The organism is Mycoplasma sp. P36-A1, from assembly GCF_049478495.1.
GTDB lineage: Bacteria > Bacillota_I > Bacilli_A > JAJDGJ01 > JAJDGJ01 > P36-A1.
The window spans coordinates 474,184-492,573 of sequence record NZ_CP168083.1; the positions used below are offsets into that span (position 1 = coordinate 474,184).

Below are 18,390 nucleotides of genomic sequence, written 5' to 3' on the forward strand. Positions count from 1 at the left end.
AATGAATCCAGAAACAATTTTAGAACAACACAAAGATGTGTTAATAGATGTTTACAATAATATTGTTAAATATAGAAATGCTTTTAATAAGTATATGGAAAAGTTAGATGACATGTTTGAGAAAATGGAAAAAGTTGATAACGGTGATAACTGTATTATCTCAATGAGAGATTTTGAATCACTAAGAAATGTTAAACAACCAAAGAATATATTGTTAGATAAATTTGCTGAATATGATGTCATGACATTGAATATAATTCTATCAGTATTTGAAGGAGGACGTGATCCTCATGACAACAGTGATGAACCACTTGTTGTTGAATATCACTTTTTTAAAAACAAATGGGACCTATTAGACGTAATAACAAATATGAATTATAGAGATTTTGAATTACAGTATTCTGTAGGATTAGCAAGAATAGGGTTTATTACTGGAACAGAATTGGAAACATCTTCAGAACATGTATGTTAATAAAGAAGAGATCAGTCGTGCAAAATCGATTGACCTTTTAACTTATTTAATGACTTATGAACTTGATAATCTTGTTAAAATATCTAGAGGAAATTATTGTACTGTTGATCATGACAGTTTAAAGATATCTAATGGTAAGTGGCATTGGTTTTCTAGACAAATTGGAGGAACAAATGTAATCAGTTATTTAACGAATGTATATGGCTATTCATTCCCTGAAGCAGTTAAGAAAATCAATGGAAACTTGAATGCAAAAGAACCAGTACAAACTAAGCAGGAGTATACAAAAAGGAAGTATTTCCAACTTCCTGAAAAAGCAGATAAACCATTAGCTGCAATAGAATATTTAAGAAAAAGATGTATTGATGATTCTTTAATTGCTTATTGTCTATATGATGGAATTCTTTATGAAGAAAAGAATCATCATAATGTAGTCTTCTTAGGAAAAGATCCTGAAGGTAATGTTAAATATGCTTGTATGAGAGGAACAACTGAAAAGAAGTTTCATGGAGAAGTATCTTGTAGTAATAAGAACTTCTCTTTTTCGTTGGGATTAAATAATTCAAATGATGTATTACATGTTTTTGAAAGTCCTATTGATTTGCTATCATATGGTACATTACTTAAACATAAGAAACATGAATGGAATAAACAAAATTACTTATCGTTAGGTGGTGTTTATGATTCAAATAAGGATACCAATCCAATAGCTTTGGAGACATTCTTAAACAATCATAAAAACATTAAGAATATAATTCTTCATCTTGATAATGATCATGCAGGACGAGCTGCAACAGAACTTATCAAAAGAGTATATTCAAATAAATATAACGTATTAGATAGACCACCTACGAGTGGTAAAGATGTAAATGAATATTTAGTTAAATATATGAATAAAGAAAGAGGTGACAACAATGCCAGATGATTTTGTATTAGCTTATAAGATAAATGATGTTAAAAATATAGAAGATCCTATAGCTATTAAAAGAGATATCTTAAACATAGCTAGTTTTATCAATGACCAAACGACAGATAGATTTATGTTCATTGATTCATTAGATCGAAATCTATTTACAACAATGGGATGTTTCTTGGATAGGTTTTCTCCTGATGGAGTAGATATGAGACCTGAATTAATAATGGCCTTAAATGGAATGCAAACAGGAGAGATTGAACCTGAGGAAGTAGAGTATGTAAATCTAAATGCAGATGGTGTTCAAAAGCAGTATATTGTTACAGTTGAAGAAACACTATCAAGAGAAGTTAAGGTTATCGCAAGTAGCCCAGAAGAGGCTAGAGATATTGTTGAAGGTCAATATGCAGAAGAGGAAATCGTATTATCTGCTGATGACTTTTCAGGTGTTGATTATTCAATAGAAGAAGTTCCAGAAAGGATCAATGTATTAATCATTGAACCAAGAAGAAAACCATATCAATCATCAATCAACAACAACCTGGAAAGTATGCAAAATATTGTTGATGGACATATTGAAAGAGCATATCCTTTTGAAGATTACAAAGTAGCTGTTGTAGTAAATGAAGAAGGTATTCCATTACAACTTGAACCCAATAGAGGAATCAAAGATGCCAATGGGAAACTACAAAACATCTTCTTTGGTAACATGATTATTTGTGGAATAGATGAACATCATGAATGTTGTTCATTAAATGAAGAACAGCTTACTCACTATAAAAAGGTGTTTGAAAATCCACATACATTCTTTAGGAATGATCAAGGCCAAGTTGATTTCAGAGAAGTTAAACATCCGAATAAAGGTCATGAAGGAAGGTAGACTATACCTTTCTTTCATAGCAAGCATTGATTTATGACGGCATCATAAATCGCTTGTTAGGGATGCTCCCTAATACCCTGTATTTTCATCGATTCTATCGAAACAATTTTGGATTTATTGACTATATTTATATACTTTAAAATTTCAAAAAAGTATAATAAAGATATAAAAGAAAAACATTTTAATCTTGAAAGAGGGAGGATAGAACAATGAAGATAAAGAAGATCATATCTTATCTATTAGTTATAACTATGTGTTTTGCAATACCAATCTTTACTGGTGGTGTAAAAGAAGTAAGTGCATCAACTGGTGACATGTTTTTTGATAATGATAACTATCTTAAATATCAAATAATAGAGGATAATGAGGAATCAAAAACTGTGGCAGTTGTTGGCTACGGAAATTTGGGTGATTCTGGTGAGTTAGAAATACCATCTAAAGTAAAAAAATATAATCCTGAATCCTTTGATGATTACACTGAATACACTGTGACAAGTATAGGTGAATCTGCGTTTGAAAATTGTTCAATTTTAAAAAGTGTTACAATTCCAGATACAGTACAAAGTATAGAATCGAAAGCTTTTAGTGCGTGGAACGCGGAAAATGAATCAAATCTTGCAAGTGTAACATTTGGTGAGAATAGTCAACTTAAAACTATAGAATCAATGGCTTTTGGTTGTTGTAAAAAATTAACAAGCTTTACCATCCCTGATTCAGTAACAAGAATTGATTCAAATTTTTGTATGGGGTGTTGTAATCTAACGAATGTAAAAATGCATTCATCAAAGCTTGAAGCTATCGAATACAATCACCTTTTAGGAACTGCTCCTCTTTGTTTTACAATTCATTCTAATAGAAAAGGATATTCAATCCCAACCACCTCTGAAGTTTTAGGATTTTCAGGATGTGAAGGAACGTTTATATTTACTGATATGAATGAAGAATTTGTTTCTAATGGGATAAAATATAGAGTAGTCGATCCTGGTAATAGTGGTGTTATGATTATTTCGGGAGATACTAAGTATAGTGGTGATTTAATAATTCCAGAAACTGTAAAGCATACTATTACTGAAACTAAAACTAGAACATATAAAGTAATTGGTATAGGTGAAAAAACATTTTATGAGTGTAATGAATTAGACAGTCTTACAATCCCCGATTCAATTACAAGTATAGGAAAAGATGCTTTTGCTGGTAGTTCAATAGTTTTAATAAAAATGAGCTATACAAAATTAAGTTTAATGGTTTCTTCTACTGGATTAGTAGTCAATTCAACAAAAACAGGATATAAAGTTTTGGCCATTAATAACTTTAGTTGGTTTATTGGAAAGTTTGATTTTCCTGATAAGGTCTCTATTGAAGATTTAGATGATAATAAAAATTATCCAATTTCTTTTCCGGGTTCTAATGTCTCAGATACGTCAGTTGTATATCAAAAAGGTTCTAACAGTGCATTCGTAGTTAAAGGAGAAGGAAGTTTAGATAAGTTCACAGGAGTATACTTTGATGATATTCTTGTCAGTGATAGAAATTATACACTTAAAGAAGGATCAACAATCATTACATTTAAACCCGAGTTTATGAAAACATTAAAAACTGGTGACCATACGATTAAAATGGTATGGACTGATGGAACAGCGACTACAACAATTAAGGTCATTGATAAAGACACAGTTCAAACAGGAGATACAACAGATATTGCATCAATCGTATCATTAATGTTGATAAGTATGGCAGGTATGTACTTGTCACTAAGAAATAGAAAACTAAATAATTAGCTAAAAGGTGTCTTCATAATAGAAGGCACTTTTCATTTAATAACAATATTCTAAAGTACACTTGTTGTACTTTTTTATTTTGGAGGCGATATATGAATAAATATAAATTGACTGTACGCTTAGATGATGAGTTAAAACATAAACTTGATGAACATACATTAAAAACTCAGATGTCCAAAGAAGCATATATTAGAAAATTAATAACAGGATATATTCCAAAAGAAGCACCTAGTGAGGAGTACATATCACTAACAAGAGAATTACATGCTATTGGTAATAATCTCAATCAACTAGCTGTAAAAGCAAATGCAAGAGGCATAATGAATGTTGAATTAATAAATGAAGAGTGTAAGAAATTAGACGTTCTTCTAGATCAATTATTTGAGTTAAATGTTATGCCTGAAAAGATGGAGGAATGAAATGGCAACAACAAAAATTTGGTCAGTTAAAGGAAGTATAAAAAGAGTTGTCGATTATGCTTCTAATCCTGATAAGACAACTAATGATGATTATGATGAGCCTGTAGGATTTGATGATGTTAATAATGTTGTTAAGTATGCTACTAATAGTAAAAAGACAGAACAAGCTTTATTTGTTACTTCATTAAATTGTGGTAGTGATCCAGTTAAAGATATGATGATGCTACATGAAAAAAATGATAACAGATTAAAGATAAAAGCATTTCATGGATATCAGTCATTCAAGCCTGGAGAAGTAACAGCAGCACAAGCTCATGATATAGGTGTACAACTTGCTAAAGAGTTATGGACTGATTATCTAGTAGTAGTTGCTACTCATACTGATAGGAAACATATTCATAATCATTTTGTTATTAACAATGTGAATTTAAAAAACAATAAATGCTTTGAAGCAAATAAAGCAACCTATAGAAAGATGCAAGAAGTGTCTGATAGATTATGCAAAGAGAATCACTTAAGTGTGATAGAAAACAAGAGAGGTAAAGGTGTGAACTATAGAATATATATGGACACTCAAGAAGGTAAACCAACAGTAAGGAATATTATTAAAAGAGATATTGATGAAGTAATTGCTGAATCAAGAACATTTGATATGTTTGTTAAAGGTATGCAAAAACGAGGATACAAAGTTAATAACTACAACAAGTATCTTAAAGTAATGCCTGAAGGTAAATCTAAATACTTTAGATGTAAATCACTAGGTGAAGATTACACTGAAGATGCTATTAAGAAAAGAATAGCTGAACAAGATAGAAGTGTAACAACTATTAAAGTGGATAGAAATGTATTCCTTAATAAAAATAACAAACCAAAGTCTAAAGGTATTCAAGCCCTTTATTATCACTATTGTTTTTTACTAGGTGTATTTGAAAATAAACCTAAAGCTAAAAGAATGCATTTCTTATTAAAAGAAGATATTAATTATCTTGATGATATATGCAGACAAGCAAATTATATTTGTAAACATGATCTTCAAACTGCTGAAGATGTTGAAATGAGAAAGGTATTACTTCAACAACAAATTGAAGAATGCAAAGATGTTCGTAATCAACTTAATAGCAGTAAGAAAGATACGAATTATGTAGAAATGGAAGAAGTTAAACAGAAGGTTTCCTTATTATCTAAGGAAATCTTTTCTTTATCTAAGGAGGTGAAACTATGTGAACAGATAGTAGATAGATCTGCAAAGATTCAAAATAACGTTAATCTAATTAACAATCAAGAAAGAGAGGATGGTCAAGATGAACACAGAATCACAAGCAGCAGAACAAGTCGTCAACATGTCTCTTAAGGGTATGGAAGAAGTCATTAAGATATCTGGATATGGAGCAAAGAACTTATCGGTTTATCTTTATACTTTGATGAAAGATCAAAAGCGTACCAAAGGTAAGACACGACTTAAAACAATGCTTAACAGTGGAGATGAATTAAAAATCTTTGAAGTTAATAGAGAAGATTTACAAGTCTTTCAAAGAGAAGCTAAAAAGTATGGAGTATTGTATTGTGCATTAAAAGATAAGAATGATGTAAATGGTAAAGTCGATATCATGGTTAAAGCACGTGATGCTTCTAAAGTAGATCGTATTATGGATAAGTTTGATTTAGCATCTATTGATACAGCAACCATTAAAAAGGAAATTACTGATTCAAAAGAAAAAGCTAAAGAAACAAAAATTATTGATAAAGCTAATGACTTATTAGGTGTAGAGCCAAAAAAGTCTTTACAGCAGGAGACAGCCCAACATCAGTCAGGAAAGAACTCAACAAAGCAAAAACAAAAACAGGAAAGTATTCCTACAATGGTTCGTTCTAGTATCAGAAAAGAATTGAATGATATTAAACAAAGAAGAAGTAAAAATACTCCTGCTAAGAAGGTTCCAGTTAAAACTAAAATGAAAACAAAGAAACGAGGTAGATAGTTATGAACCAAGAATTTGATAAAGAAAAATGGATTTTAAAGAAGAAAGCAGATAGAGAACTAGTATTTGGAAATATTAAAATAACGCTTCCTAAAGTATCAGAAACACCTGATAATTTAAGAAGCTTTTTAGATGTTTGTTCAAGATTTGACCAATACACTTTAAACAATCAGTTACTAGTATTTAATGCGAATCCTAAGGCTACTCAAATTAAAGAGTATAAGCAATGGGATAAGTTAGGAATTCATGTTAGAAAAGGTGAGAATGGATTCTTAATTCTAAAACCTTATAAAGATAATAAGGGTGAGTTTAAAGTAAGTACTGCAACGGTTTTTGATGTTGAACAAACTGATTCGACTAAGGATATTCAATATCATCTTGATATTAAGAAAGTAGTAGAAGCTTTAATTAGTATCTCACCATGCGATATCTTAAAAAGAGAGGACATGGCGGATACAGTAGATAGCAAGTATGAACCATTGGATAAGAAAATTTACATTAAGGCTAATATGCCACCTGAAAATGTAGTTAGATGCTTATCTTTGGAAGTAGCTCATGCTATTAGAGATAATGAATCACAAAACTATTCAAGAGGAGACTTCTCGATGAATGCCTATATGCTTTCTTATATGATTTGTAATAAGTATGGAATTGATGTTTCTAATTATAGTTTCGATAAAGCATCTGAAGATATTGTTCAAAGAAGTGAAGATGATCAAAAAGTATTCTTTTCTGAACTTAATAGTATGAATAAGAAAATGAACAAAGGTATCAATGATTATTTATATAAAGATAAGAATAAGGATCAAAGAGATGAAAGATAAATATACATTAAACATTGATCAGTATGAGAGAGGCTTAATTATTAAAGCATTAAATGAGTTTAGAAATAATTTATTAGATAGTGAGAAGCCTACTGAGAATGTAGACGATGTATTATTAAAAATCATTGATGCTAAGCCTAAGAATATAGATAAGTATGAAGCAGCTAGATAAAAGAACTATTGTACTTTTATATTTATTAGGATGTGTACCAGTTTTATGGTTTGCATTGATTTTAGGAATGTCTTTGAGTGGTAATCTATTTGATATTATGAATAGTCTTAGCACTAATATGTCTAATCCATTTCATATAGAAATAACTAAGAATACTGGAAGAAGTATTTTGCTATGTTTAATTGCATATGGAATGGGAATTGCAATCTATTATTCTACTAAAAAGAACTATAGGCGTAATGAAGAACATGGTTCAGCTAAGTGGGGTAATGTATTTCAATTAGCTAACAAGTATGAAGATAAGAATAGTAATAACAATAAGATACTAACTCAAAACTTTAGTATTAGTTTTAATCAAAGAAAGCATCTAAGAAATCTACATGTTCTCGTTATTGGAGGAAGTGGGGCAGGTAAGACAAGGTGCTATGCTAAAGTAAATATTATGCAATGTAATAGTAGTTTTGTCGTGCTAGATCCTAAAGGGGAGATTTTAAGGTCTACAGGAAATTTATTAGAGAAAGAAGGATACGTAGTTAAAGTCCTAGATCTCATTAAGATGGAAAGAAGTCTTTGTTATAATCCCTTTGCTTATTTGCATGATGACAACGATGTATTAAAGCTTATAACTAATCTTATTAGAAACACAACACCTAAAGGATCTCAATCAATGGATCCGTTTTGGGAGAAAAGTGAAACAGCATTGCTATTAGCTTTATGTTTATTCTTACACCATGAAGCACCACCTGAAGAACAAAACTTTGGTATGGTAATGGAAATGATTGCAGCAGCTGATGTTAAAGAAGATGATGAGGATTATGTTAGTCCACTAGATGAACTCTTTACACAGTTAGAGAATCGTAATCCAGATAGTTTAGCAGTAAAGCAATATCACATATATAAACAAGCAGCAGGTAAGACAGCAAAATCAATTTTGATTTCTGTAGGAGTTAGACTTGCTGCTTTTAATTTGTCTTCATTATCTGGAGTTACTACAACTGATGAACTAGAACTAGAAAAGATGGGTGAAAGAAAAACAGCATTGTTTGCTGTTATCCCAGATAATGATTCATCATTCAATTTTATAGTAGGTATGTTATATACTCAGTTATTTCAGCAACTATATTATCAAGCTGATTATATATATCATGGAGCATTACCAGTACATGTTCATTTCGTTATGGACGAATTTGCGAATGTTGCATTACCAGATGAATTTGATAAGTTGCTAAGTACGATGAGATCTAGAGAAATATCGGTATCTATTATTCTTCAAAACTTAGCACAGATTAAAGCGTTGTATAAAGACAATTGGGAATCAATTGTTGGTAACTGTGATGAGATGCTTTATCTTGGTGGGAATGAACAAAGTACTTATGAATATGTTTCTAAGCGATTAGGAAAAGAAACAATCGATACAAATACATATGGAATGAATAGAGGTAGAAATGGATCCTATACAACTAACTATCAACAAAGTGGTAGAGAGTTATTAATGCCTGATGAAGTAGGTCTTATTAATATTGATGAAGCACTACTTTTTGTGAGAAGTGAGAAGCCGATATGTGATAAGAAGTTTGATATCTTAAAGCATAAGAATATTAAATATACGACTGATGGTGGTGGAGAACCATATGTATATGGAATCGTAGAAAAAGACATTGATTGGAGAACAATCGAACTTAATGAAAATGGTAACTATGAGTTATTAAGTGAAGAAGATTTAGAAGAAGAATTCAACAAGGAGAATGAGTAAAATGAAAAAAATAAAAAGTAGTTTAATTAGATTTAGTAAGGCACCTCATACAGTGAAGTGTACATTCTATATGTATGTATGGGGAGTATTAATGTGTAACTTTGGATCAACAGTATATGCAGCTGGAGATCCCTTATCAGTAATTAATAATCTATCAACATTTATCTTTTCGTTGATTAGAGCAATTGGTTTAATCCTTTTAGGATTTGGTATTGTGCAAGTAGGGTTATCATTAAAGAGTCATGATCCTAGCCAAAGAGCAAATGGTTTCTTAACTCTTGCGGGTGGAATCATTATTACTTTTGCCAAAGAAATCTTAGATTTAATTGTAGGTTAATTGATTAAAAAAGAAAGTAGGAGGTGAAAGTAATTATGGGAGATAGTTGGATTATAGATAACTTAGTTAACGCCCTGAATACCTGGAATTCCAAGTTCCAGGAGATATGGGCATTATTAACAACATCCCCTCAGAATTTTAAAGGTGGAACTATATGGACAGTTATTAAAAATATACATGGAACATTACAAGCAATTGCACTAGCATTGCTTGTTATTTTCTTTGTTTGTGGAGTAGTCAAAACTTGTGGTAGTTTTACAGAGGTAAAGAAACCAGAACATGTATTAAAGTTGTTTGTAAGATTTGCAATTGCAAAAGGAGTAGTCACATATGGACTAGATTTACTATTAGCGATCATGGAAATTGCACAAGGAACAATTACATCTGTAATGAATACAACAGGAGTAGCTAGTTATTCAAAGATTGTACTTCCTGAAGTAATAAAGAATGCATGTAATGATGTAGGTTGGTTGGAAGCTATGCCACTATATGCAGTTACGTTAATTGGAAGTCTTTTTATTACAATTTTATCGTTCATTATGATACTTACCGTTTATGGTAGGTTTTTTAAAATATACTTATACACAGCAATATCACCATTACCATTATCAACTTTTGCAGGACAACCATTTCAAAGTATGGGTATTAACTTCCTGAAGAGTTTTTCTGGTGTATGTTTAGAAGGATTAATAATTGTTATATCCTGTGTCATATTCTCGGCATTTGTTGTATCGCCGACAGTGAACGCAGATGCTTCTGCTAGTAGTATGCTTTGGGGTTACATATCAGAAATCATATTTAACTTATTAGTTCTAGTTGGAACAGTTAAGATGAGTGATCGCATTATTAAGGAATTAATGGGATTATAACAATTTGCACATTTTTATTAATTTTTATTGAATGTTAAAATTTGTTTAGAACATAGGAGGGAAGTTATTATGTTATCAGAATTTTTACTTTTACGTATTAAACAAGTTAAAGAAGATGATGAGGAATATCAATATACTTATTCATTAAATAATGAATTTGATGATAAGTCTTGGATCATTGGATTCAGTAAAGAATTTTTAGAAAATGGAAAGAATAAAGAAGCACTATATGATTATGCGTTTACTAATCTAATAGATGGTAATATTCGTATAATCAAAAAGTTTGGTAGAAAGACAACTACACAAGAATATTTACTAGCTGATGTTGTTGTATCTATTATTCAAAAGTATCAAAAAGATGATGTTGTTCCAAAAGAAGTTATATTAGTGGATAAAGAAATATACGATAAAGTAATAAATGAAGAAGATTAACGTGTGAATAATTATTTGCACGTTTTTCTTTTGTTTATTAAAGAGTAGAATATCCTTGCATAAAAGGAGGATATAACTATGCTAAATGAAAAATTTATGAGAGAAATATTTGATGGAGAGTATACAGGAATGATTACAAGAAATTCTAATCGTCCTGAACTATCAAAAGCATTAAAAGAATTAAATAATGCAAGAAACAATCTAGAAGTAGGACATGAAAATAAAGTAAGTTCTGAGGATTTTAATAACTTATGCGAGGAATATAGAAATGCTTGGATGAATTTTACTGAAGAAGAAATGTTTGATCAGTTTATCAAAGGTGTTAAATTAGGATTTAATGTAGCACTTGTTGGTAAACAAGAAGAAGGAACTGGTTCTAAATAGAATCAGTTTTTTTGTTGGAGGAATAAGAAATGGAAATAAGAATTAATAAAGAAATAAGAGAATACAATGAACACATATTCTTTGGATTAACAATGAGACAGTGTTTGTTTGCTGCACTTGCTGCAGGAGTAGCAATTATATGTTATTTCACATTAAGTCCTTATCTATCATTAGAGCCATTAAGTTGGATCTGTATGATAGCAGCAGTACCATTTGTACTGTTAGGTTTTGTTAGATATCATGGAATGTATTTTGAAGACTTTACAAGATGTTTTCTTAAATCGTATCTATTATCGATGAAACCGTTAGTTTATAAGAGTGAGAATATGTATGAGCTAATGCTTATAGAAAGTGCAAAAGAAAAAAGAAGAGAGGAGAAACATAGATATGTTAAAGGCTTTAAAAAGAATAAGAAATCTAAATAAAAGAGATAACAAATTACCTAAATCAGTTCAACAGACAATGCCTGTGGATACCATCTATGATGATGGTATTTTTAGATCTGGTAGATTATTTAGTAAAACATTTAAATTCAGTGATATTAATTACGAAGCATCAAGTGAGACTGATCAATATAATATCTTTGCTGATTATGTAGAATTACTAAATTCGTTGGATGCTGGTATTAATGCTAAGATTACAATTAACAACACTAAAATTAATAAAGAAGACTTTGAAAAAAGATTATTAATTAAACCTCGTGATGATGAATTTAGCGGTATACGTGATGAACAAAATGATATACGTATTGCACACGCTAAAGGATCTAATCTAATAGTTCAGGAGAAATACATTACATTATCAACTGAAAAAAAGAATCATGAGGAAGCTTGTAATTACTTTAATCGTGTTGGAGTTAATCTAGAAAAACAAATGTCAAAATTAACATCTGATGCAAGACCTCTGACTTATCAAGAAAGGTTAGATATATTTAAAGGTTTCTATCGACCAAATGTGGAAGGAACTATTCCTTTTGAAATGAAAAAATCAATGGCTAAAGGTCATAACTTTAAAGATTATATATGTCCTGCATCTATTGATTTTGAAAAGAAGTATTTTAAGTTAGATGATAAATATGGAAGAGTGTTATTTATTAGAGATTATCCTAATATTGGAAATGACAAAATAATAACTAACTTATGTGACTTAAATAAAAATCTGATGCTTACAATAGATATTATTCCTGTATCCACTGAAGAGGCTATTAGAGAATGTGAACAAAGACTATTAAGTGTTGAAACTAATATTACAAAATTTCAAATGAGACAAAATGAGAATAATAACTTCTCAGCATCAATACCATATGATATGAAGACAGCTAGAATGGAAGCTGAAGAATATCTTCATGATATTACTTCAAGAGATCAAAGAATGATGTTGGCCACAGTAACAATTGTTCATCTAGCGGATACTAAAGAAGAACTTGATACTGATACACAATACTTAATTACTGAAGGACGAGGATGTGGATTTGAGCTAGATGTTTTAACACATCAACAACTACCAGGATTAAATACTGTATTGCCTTTTGGAACAAAACAGATTGATTGTACAAGAACACTACTAACTGAAGGAGTAGCCAACTTTATTCCATTTAGATCAAAAGATATTATTGATTCTAGTGGATTGTTATATGGTATCAATAAAGTAAGTGGTAATATGATTATTGCTGATAAGAAGAAACTAATGAATGGAAATTCATTTATACTTGGAGTATCAGGCTCTGGTAAATCATTTACAGCTAAGAAAGAAGTATTAAATCAATTTGTAACAGACGATTGCGATATTATCATCATAGATCCAGAACGAGAATATAAGAACCTTGTTAAGAGATTTAAAGGTGAGACTATTATTATTTCAGCTGATTCAAGTGATCATATTAATGCGTTAGATATTAATGCTTCATATAACGAAAATGGTGATCCAATCACCTTGAAGTCTGAGTTCATATTATCATTTTGTGAACAAGCTATAGCACCTGAAAGATTAAGTGCAATAGATAAATCAATCATTGATAAATGTACAAGACAGGTATATCAAGAGTATGTAAGAAATGACTTTCATGGTACACCACCAACTCTTGTAGATTTATGTCAGTTATTGTCTAAAGAAGGAGAAGAAGGTCATAAGTTAGCTCAAGCAATTAACTTATATGCTAAAGGAAGTTTTAATACTTTTGCTAAACAAACTAATGTAGATATCAATAATAGACTTATCTGTTATGATATCTTAGAACTAGGTGAACAACTTCAATCTTTAGGGATGCTAGTAGTATTAGATAGTGTCTTAAATCGTATTACAAGGAATAGAAAAGCAGGTAGAACAACTTACATCATCATTGATGAAATCTACTTATTGTTTAAACATGAGTACTCTGCACAATTCTTATCTAAGTTATGGAAACGTGTAAGAAAGTATGGAGCATTCTGTACAGGTATTACACAAAACGTAGAAGATTTATTACAATCTCCAGTTGCTAGAACAATGTTATCAAATAGTGAGTTTATTGTAATGTTAAATCAAGCTACATCTGATAGAGATGAGTTAGCAAGATTACTTAATATTTCAGATGATCAATTAGAATATATTACCAACGTAACACCAGGAAGCGGATTAATTAGATACGGAAAATTCTTAATTCCGTTTACTGATAACTATCCAAAGAATACTGAGTCTTATCAAATCATGACAACAAAACCAGATGAGGTTAATCATGCATAGGCCATATGGCTTATGCATTTTTTTATAATGCCTGAATTTAAGGTAAAAGGAACAAGTCATGATTTTAAAACAGTTGACAGTAGATCGTTATTAAAAGGATCTATAGTACATTCAACTTATAAGACAAAAGAATCAGTAGAGAAAGGAATCAACAAAGATGATAAGACAGTTAATGAGTATGCTAGTGGCATAATAACAAATACTGAAAAAGAAGCTGCATCAACATCTTCTAGAGCGGTAAAGAATTATTCAGTTAAGAAGTTTAAAGAAAGACGCACAAGAAAAAGAAACATTAAAAATGAGCAACAAGTATTTGATAGAAGTGTTAATGAATCATCTAGAGCAATTGATAAATCTACCAAAGATACCAAAAACGTTGCAAATAATGTAAAAAACGTTAAGAGATTCAAAACTACTAGAACTAAAAAAGCAGAACAATCAATGAAGCAAATGCTGAATGCACAGAAACAAGCATTCAAACAAAAACAAATGATGAAGAAGGCAAAGAATTCTGCTAAAAGATCAAGTTATGCAGCTAAAGAAACAATTAAGACTACTTATATAGTTATTAAGCAAGTAGTTAAAGCTTTATCATCTATCCCTTTTATTGGATGGGCAATTGGTGGAATGATAACATTAGTTGTTCTTATGTTCTTTATGACATCTATGACTTACTTGAATAACAGTACAGTAATTACTGAAATGGATAATCAATTAGTTAGTGAGGAAGTACTTCAATACAATATCATTACTAAGAAATATGCTGATCAATATGGAATAGGTGAGTATGTAGATCTTATTCAAGCAGTAATGATGCAAGAATCTCAAGGAAAAGGTACAGATGTAATGAAAGTATCTGAGAGTGATTATAATACAAAATATCCTCATGAACCTGATAGCATCAAAGAAGCAGAATACTCAATTGATTGTGGAGTGCATAAACTGGCTGATTGTATTAAACAAGCCAAAGTAAGTAGCCCTACAGATATGAAACCTATATATCTTGCTTTACAGGGATATAACTATGGATCTGAATATATTGATTGGGCTGTAAAGAACTTTGGGGGATATAGCGAAGCCAATGCTGAAACATATTCTGATAACAAGAAGAAAGAACTGAAAGTAAAAAAGTTTGGTGATAAGCAATATGTTGCTCATGTAATGAGGTATTACAACAGAGGTAATGGAGATATCGTTAAAGTTGCACAACAAGAAATAGGTAATAAAGGTGGTCAAAAATTCTGGTCATGGTATGGATTCAAAAGTAGAGTAGAGTGGTGTGCATGTTTTGTTAGTTGGTGTGGAGATAAATCTAATTTAATAGCAACAAATAAGATGCCTAAGTTTGCTTCTTGTCAGGAACAGGGTATACCTTGGTTTAAAAAGGAATCTCAATGGGCAAAGAAAGGAACATATCCAATGAAAGGATATATTATCTTCTTTGATTGGCAAGGTGATGGTGTCTCAGATCATGTTGGTATTATCGAATATGTTGAAGGAGATGTTATTCATACTATTGAAGGTAATTCAAATGATGTTTGTAAAAGAAATACTTACAGGGTTAGCGATAGTGTTATATATGGTTATGGGATAATCAAATAAAAAAAGAGTATAGATATGTCTAGAATAAGACGTATTTATACTCTATTTTATTATTTTTTATATAGTTAGTGCGATAGTGTTATTAATATTTCTTTGATTTTATTACTTCCTTTTCCTTGAGTTGAATGTGAATAATTTATCTCTTCTAATTTACAATTTTTAAAAAATAATTTACACACTTCAAACAATTCTTTGTGAGGAAGAACTCCATTTGTAGAATAACTGATAACTAAATTTTTTTGGGTTTTATTGCAGTATTCTAGGATGGTTTTAAACTCATCGAGTACTTTGGACTTATAACAGAAATCACTCATAAATCTATCATCTCTATATTTGGCTTTAAAATGGACCTCTGGATAATCATATTTAACGATTGTTTCGAGAATATGATAGAATCTTGAATACTGTTCTTGCGAATATGGAGAGTCTAGATATATTGTATCGACATTTTTTAGTGAATCATCTATTAATAGTTTCTTGTAGTCTCCACAAAAACAGTGGTTATTAAAATTGGAAAAAGTAATATCAGAATAGTAATTACATGATTTTAGAAATTCATCCCATACATCCATATTTTGTAGTGGAATTATTCTTTTATGTGTACTAGGCATAAATTGAGCGAAGTGTCCAGGGGTTGATTGAACTTTGCACATTGTATTCATCAACGCTAATAGGTATAGGTTAAATTTATTTTTGTCTTGTACTTTAGAAATACTATATCTTATCGAGTCTATTGAACAACATTGATTTTCTGAAAAGTAAGTTCCTGAATACGTTTTTTTAAAATAGTCAAATTCTTGTTCTTGAAGATTGAAGATATATAAATCATATAAATCTTCTTTTGCAGAAATGGATGATATAACAGTATCCTGGTTAATAATTAGTGCGTTACTGATTACTTCACTATATTTTTGTATATCGTTTGTATATACACTATAGTTTCTTTTTAGAGCGTAACTAACTGCATTCGAACCAGCCATAATATCACATACGGTACCATTTTTCGGAGTTACACTGTCTATACATGGGATAATATAATCTAGTAATTTTGTTTTTGTTCCCATATATCTTATGGTTGGAATACTATCGTACATTTTCTATTTTCTCCCATACTATAATATAATCATGAGTAATAATATCGCTATAGGTATTTCTCGCTGTGGTCAATGATCTACTATTATTGTTTATTTCGTCTAAAAATAAATCCTTAAGTTTAAATCCATGACTTTCAGCTATAAGAGTCATTAATCTACCAGTCTCAACTTTTGTTTTCTTGATTTTACTATCTGATATTTTAATGACTGCATGCTTATTCAGTTTTAAAACGTAATTCATTTGAATGATGACCTTTTCGATTAAATTAAAGAATTCTCCTATTATTTTTGCTGACTTCATATCTATTAAGCTCATATTATCGATTATCTCGTTAATTTCATCATAATTAGTATATTCAAGTTGAGCATATTCAGCTTTCTTTAATTTGTCATTTCCTAACATTTGATGTGCTAAATTTGAATATTCATCAATGTTGGTTACGAATTCAAACCAATACATTTCTAATTTTAATGTTTCAATATATCTTACTGATGAAATATATGGTGGATTAGTAACAATTAGATCAACTTTCTCTCGATAGTCACTTAAATCTACATCTGTACTACTTCCTAAAATTATCTTAGATTCAGTGGATACTGAATCATATATTTTATAATACTGAGCTCTTTTCTTAATAGCACGTTCATAGGATGCGATTACGTCGATATGTATTTTTCCTTCTGCTTCTAGAGCTCGCATTCTTTTGCTAATTCCTGGAAATACATGTCTAGTGTCTGCGTTGCTAACATTTCGTAAAATAGCAGAAAGTGTAACAAGGTAAAAGTCTTTATAGTCACTTTCATCTTCTGGATGTTCTTCCAAATTGTTAAAAAAATAATCAATAGATTTTTTAATAATTATTAAATCATTTTGGACAAAGTCTTTAAACCAATGGTCCCTGTTTACTAAATAAGGGAGATCATCTTCTGTAACTATAAAATTGTTGTTTTTCACGATGTTCATTATTTCTTCATTAAACATATTCAAGACTGAGAATTTTAATTTAGTAGTTTTTGTTTTAGCAATTTTTTGAGATAATGGATTAATTTCGATACCTACAAAATTTCTATTTAGTCTTAATGCTTCAACTGCAGTTGTTCCTGATCCTGAAAAAGGGTCAAATATAAGATCTTCCTCATCAGTTAATTCGCTAATAAAACTTCCTGGAATAGCAGGGATTAGCTTTCCATAATATCTATGGAAAGAATGCATACCAGCTCTTTTTTTTGTTTTTTCTTCGTTTAGTTTTACTTCATATTCTGAAGATTCATTTACTTTAAATTCCATTATTAATCTCCTTCATTATAGATTGTTTTAGTTCGTTAGAATACTCATCTACAATATTTTCAATTTTTTCATTATTAATACAAAATGGCTTAGAATAATCAGGTTTTAATACTGTTAATAAATCATTTTGAATAAAGTTAATAAATGAATCTATCTTTTTGGTACTTAATCTTGTAGAATCAGGATTATTTATAACAGTTCTTAAATTGTTATAATCAATTTGCTCTTTTACATTTTTTTGATTGTACAAGTTGCAAACGGAAGTTAAATTTAGGTATTTTTTTATTTCTTGTAGATACTCAATTTTTTCGCTGTCTCTCATAAAATTCCTCCTTGCTTAATATTACATTAATTTCAATCACATGTCAATTCATTTTACATTATATACAATCATATTTTGTAATTTTGATTAATAATATATGAGTATCAATTTAAATCAAATTTCATAAATGTTATAATTATTAAAATACTAT

The 18,390-nt window shown here is 30.0% G+C and carries 20 protein-coding genes; 17 read left to right on the forward strand and 3 right to left on the reverse strand.

The genetic code is table 4. From position 1 onward, the window contains the following. Position 1: 1 nt before the first annotated feature. From ACD762_RS02080 to ACD762_RS02160, 17 genes are all read left to right on the forward strand, one after another. Positions 2-472 (forward strand): hypothetical protein, encoded by a 471-nt coding sequence (locus ACD762_RS02080; protein ID WP_412893797.1) that lies wholly within the window; start codon positions 2-4, stop codon positions 470-472. Then, on the forward strand, positions 462-1,415 hold the full coding sequence (locus tag ACD762_RS02085; protein ID WP_423364220.1) for a DUF3991 domain-containing protein: 954 nt from the start codon (positions 462-464) through the stop codon (positions 1,413-1,415). Before ACD762_RS02080 ends, ACD762_RS02085 begins: the two co-directional genes overlap by 11 nt. Then, positions 1,387-2,265, forward strand: a complete 879-nt coding sequence (locus ACD762_RS02090; protein ID WP_412893799.1) for a DUF3846 domain-containing protein — start codon at positions 1,387-1,389, stop codon at positions 2,263-2,265. Before ACD762_RS02085 ends, ACD762_RS02090 begins: the two co-directional genes overlap by 29 nt. 209 nt (positions 2,266-2,474) lie before the next feature. Then, complete coding sequence (locus ACD762_RS02095; RefSeq protein ID WP_412893800.1) at positions 2,475-4,043, forward strand: leucine-rich repeat domain-containing protein; 1,569 nt, start codon at positions 2,475-2,477, stop codon at positions 4,041-4,043. Positions 4,044-4,135: 92 nt separating this feature from the next. Continuing rightward, entirely contained in the window at positions 4,136-4,492 is a 357-nt protein-coding gene (locus ACD762_RS02100) for a plasmid mobilization protein (protein WP_423364221.1), read from the forward strand. Beyond that, positions 4,464-5,813, forward strand: a complete 1,350-nt coding sequence (locus ACD762_RS02105; RefSeq protein WP_423364222.1) for a relaxase/mobilization nuclease domain-containing protein — start codon at positions 4,464-4,466, stop codon at positions 5,811-5,813. Before ACD762_RS02100 ends, ACD762_RS02105 begins: the two co-directional genes overlap by 29 nt. After that, complete coding sequence (locus ACD762_RS02110; protein WP_412893631.1) at positions 5,764-6,441, forward strand: PcfB family protein; 678 nt, start codon at positions 5,764-5,766, stop codon at positions 6,439-6,441. Before ACD762_RS02105 ends, ACD762_RS02110 begins: the two co-directional genes overlap by 50 nt. 2 nt (positions 6,442-6,443) lie before the next feature. After that, positions 6,444-7,265 carry an ArdC-like ssDNA-binding domain-containing protein gene (locus tag ACD762_RS02115; RefSeq protein WP_412893632.1) on the forward strand — a complete coding sequence of 274 codons (822 nt, stop codon included), beginning with the start codon at positions 6,444-6,446 and terminating at the stop codon, positions 7,263-7,265. Next, a complete protein-coding gene (locus ACD762_RS02120) occupies positions 7,255-7,437 on the forward strand; it encodes a hypothetical protein (RefSeq protein ID WP_412893633.1) in 183 nt (60 codons plus the stop codon). The genes ACD762_RS02115 and ACD762_RS02120 overlap by 11 nt, the downstream gene beginning before the upstream one ends. Further along, positions 7,421-9,190: a VirD4-like conjugal transfer protein, CD1115 family gene (locus tag ACD762_RS02125; RefSeq protein WP_412893634.1), complete on the forward strand. Its 1,770-nt coding sequence runs from the start codon at positions 7,421-7,423 to the stop codon at positions 9,188-9,190. The genes ACD762_RS02120 and ACD762_RS02125 overlap by 17 nt, the downstream gene beginning before the upstream one ends. Then, positions 9,183-9,527 carry a glutamyl-tRNA amidotransferase gene (locus ACD762_RS02130; RefSeq protein ID WP_423364225.1) on the forward strand — a complete coding sequence of 115 codons (345 nt, stop codon included), beginning with the start codon at positions 9,183-9,185 and terminating at the stop codon, positions 9,525-9,527. Before ACD762_RS02125 ends, ACD762_RS02130 begins: the two co-directional genes overlap by 8 nt. A gap of 35 nt (positions 9,528-9,562) precedes the next feature. Next, the gene (locus ACD762_RS02135) at positions 9,563-10,396 is read left to right on the forward strand and encodes a hypothetical protein (protein WP_412893635.1); all 834 of its coding nucleotides are present in this window, start codon (positions 9,563-9,565) and stop codon (positions 10,394-10,396) included. Between the two features lie 69 nt (positions 10,397-10,465). After that, on the forward strand, positions 10,466-10,828 hold the full coding sequence (locus tag ACD762_RS02140) for a hypothetical protein (RefSeq protein WP_412893636.1): 363 nt from the start codon (positions 10,466-10,468) through the stop codon (positions 10,826-10,828). Between the two features lie 78 nt (positions 10,829-10,906). Continuing rightward, on the forward strand, positions 10,907-11,212 hold the full coding sequence (locus ACD762_RS02145) for a DUF6809 family protein (protein WP_412893637.1): 306 nt from the start codon (positions 10,907-10,909) through the stop codon (positions 11,210-11,212). 29 nt (positions 11,213-11,241) lie between these two features. Beyond that, positions 11,242-11,637, forward strand: coding sequence for a PrgI family protein (locus ACD762_RS02150; RefSeq protein WP_412893638.1), 396 nt, complete (start codon positions 11,242-11,244; stop codon positions 11,635-11,637). Next, a complete protein-coding gene (locus tag ACD762_RS02155) occupies positions 11,600-13,933 on the forward strand; it encodes a VirB4-like conjugal transfer ATPase, CD1110 family (RefSeq protein WP_412893639.1) in 2,334 nt (777 codons plus the stop codon). Before ACD762_RS02150 ends, ACD762_RS02155 begins: the two co-directional genes overlap by 38 nt. A 27-nt stretch (positions 13,934-13,960) precedes the next feature. Next, on the forward strand, positions 13,961-15,535 hold the full coding sequence (locus ACD762_RS02160) for a lysozyme family protein (protein ID WP_412893640.1): 1,575 nt from the start codon (positions 13,961-13,963) through the stop codon (positions 15,533-15,535). 65 nt (positions 15,536-15,600) lie between these two features. Here ACD762_RS02160 and ACD762_RS02165 read toward each other — a convergent pair whose 3' ends face one another. The 3 genes from ACD762_RS02165 to ACD762_RS02175 are packed head-to-tail and all read right to left on the reverse strand — an operon-like array spanning position 15,601 to position 18,239. Next, positions 15,601-16,629, reverse strand: coding sequence for a DNA adenine methylase (locus ACD762_RS02165; protein WP_412893641.1), 1,029 nt, complete (start codon positions 16,627-16,629; stop codon positions 15,601-15,603). Continuing rightward, the gene (locus ACD762_RS02170) at positions 16,619-17,917 is read right to left on the reverse strand and encodes a DNA methyltransferase (protein WP_423364226.1); all 1,299 of its coding nucleotides are present in this window, start codon (positions 17,915-17,917) and stop codon (positions 16,619-16,621) included. The genes ACD762_RS02165 and ACD762_RS02170 overlap by 11 nt, the downstream gene beginning before the upstream one ends. Next, positions 17,907-18,239, reverse strand: coding sequence for a hypothetical protein (locus ACD762_RS02175; RefSeq protein ID WP_423364227.1), 333 nt, complete (start codon positions 18,237-18,239; stop codon positions 17,907-17,909). The genes ACD762_RS02170 and ACD762_RS02175 overlap by 11 nt, the downstream gene beginning before the upstream one ends. Positions 18,240-18,390: the final 151 nt, after the last annotated feature.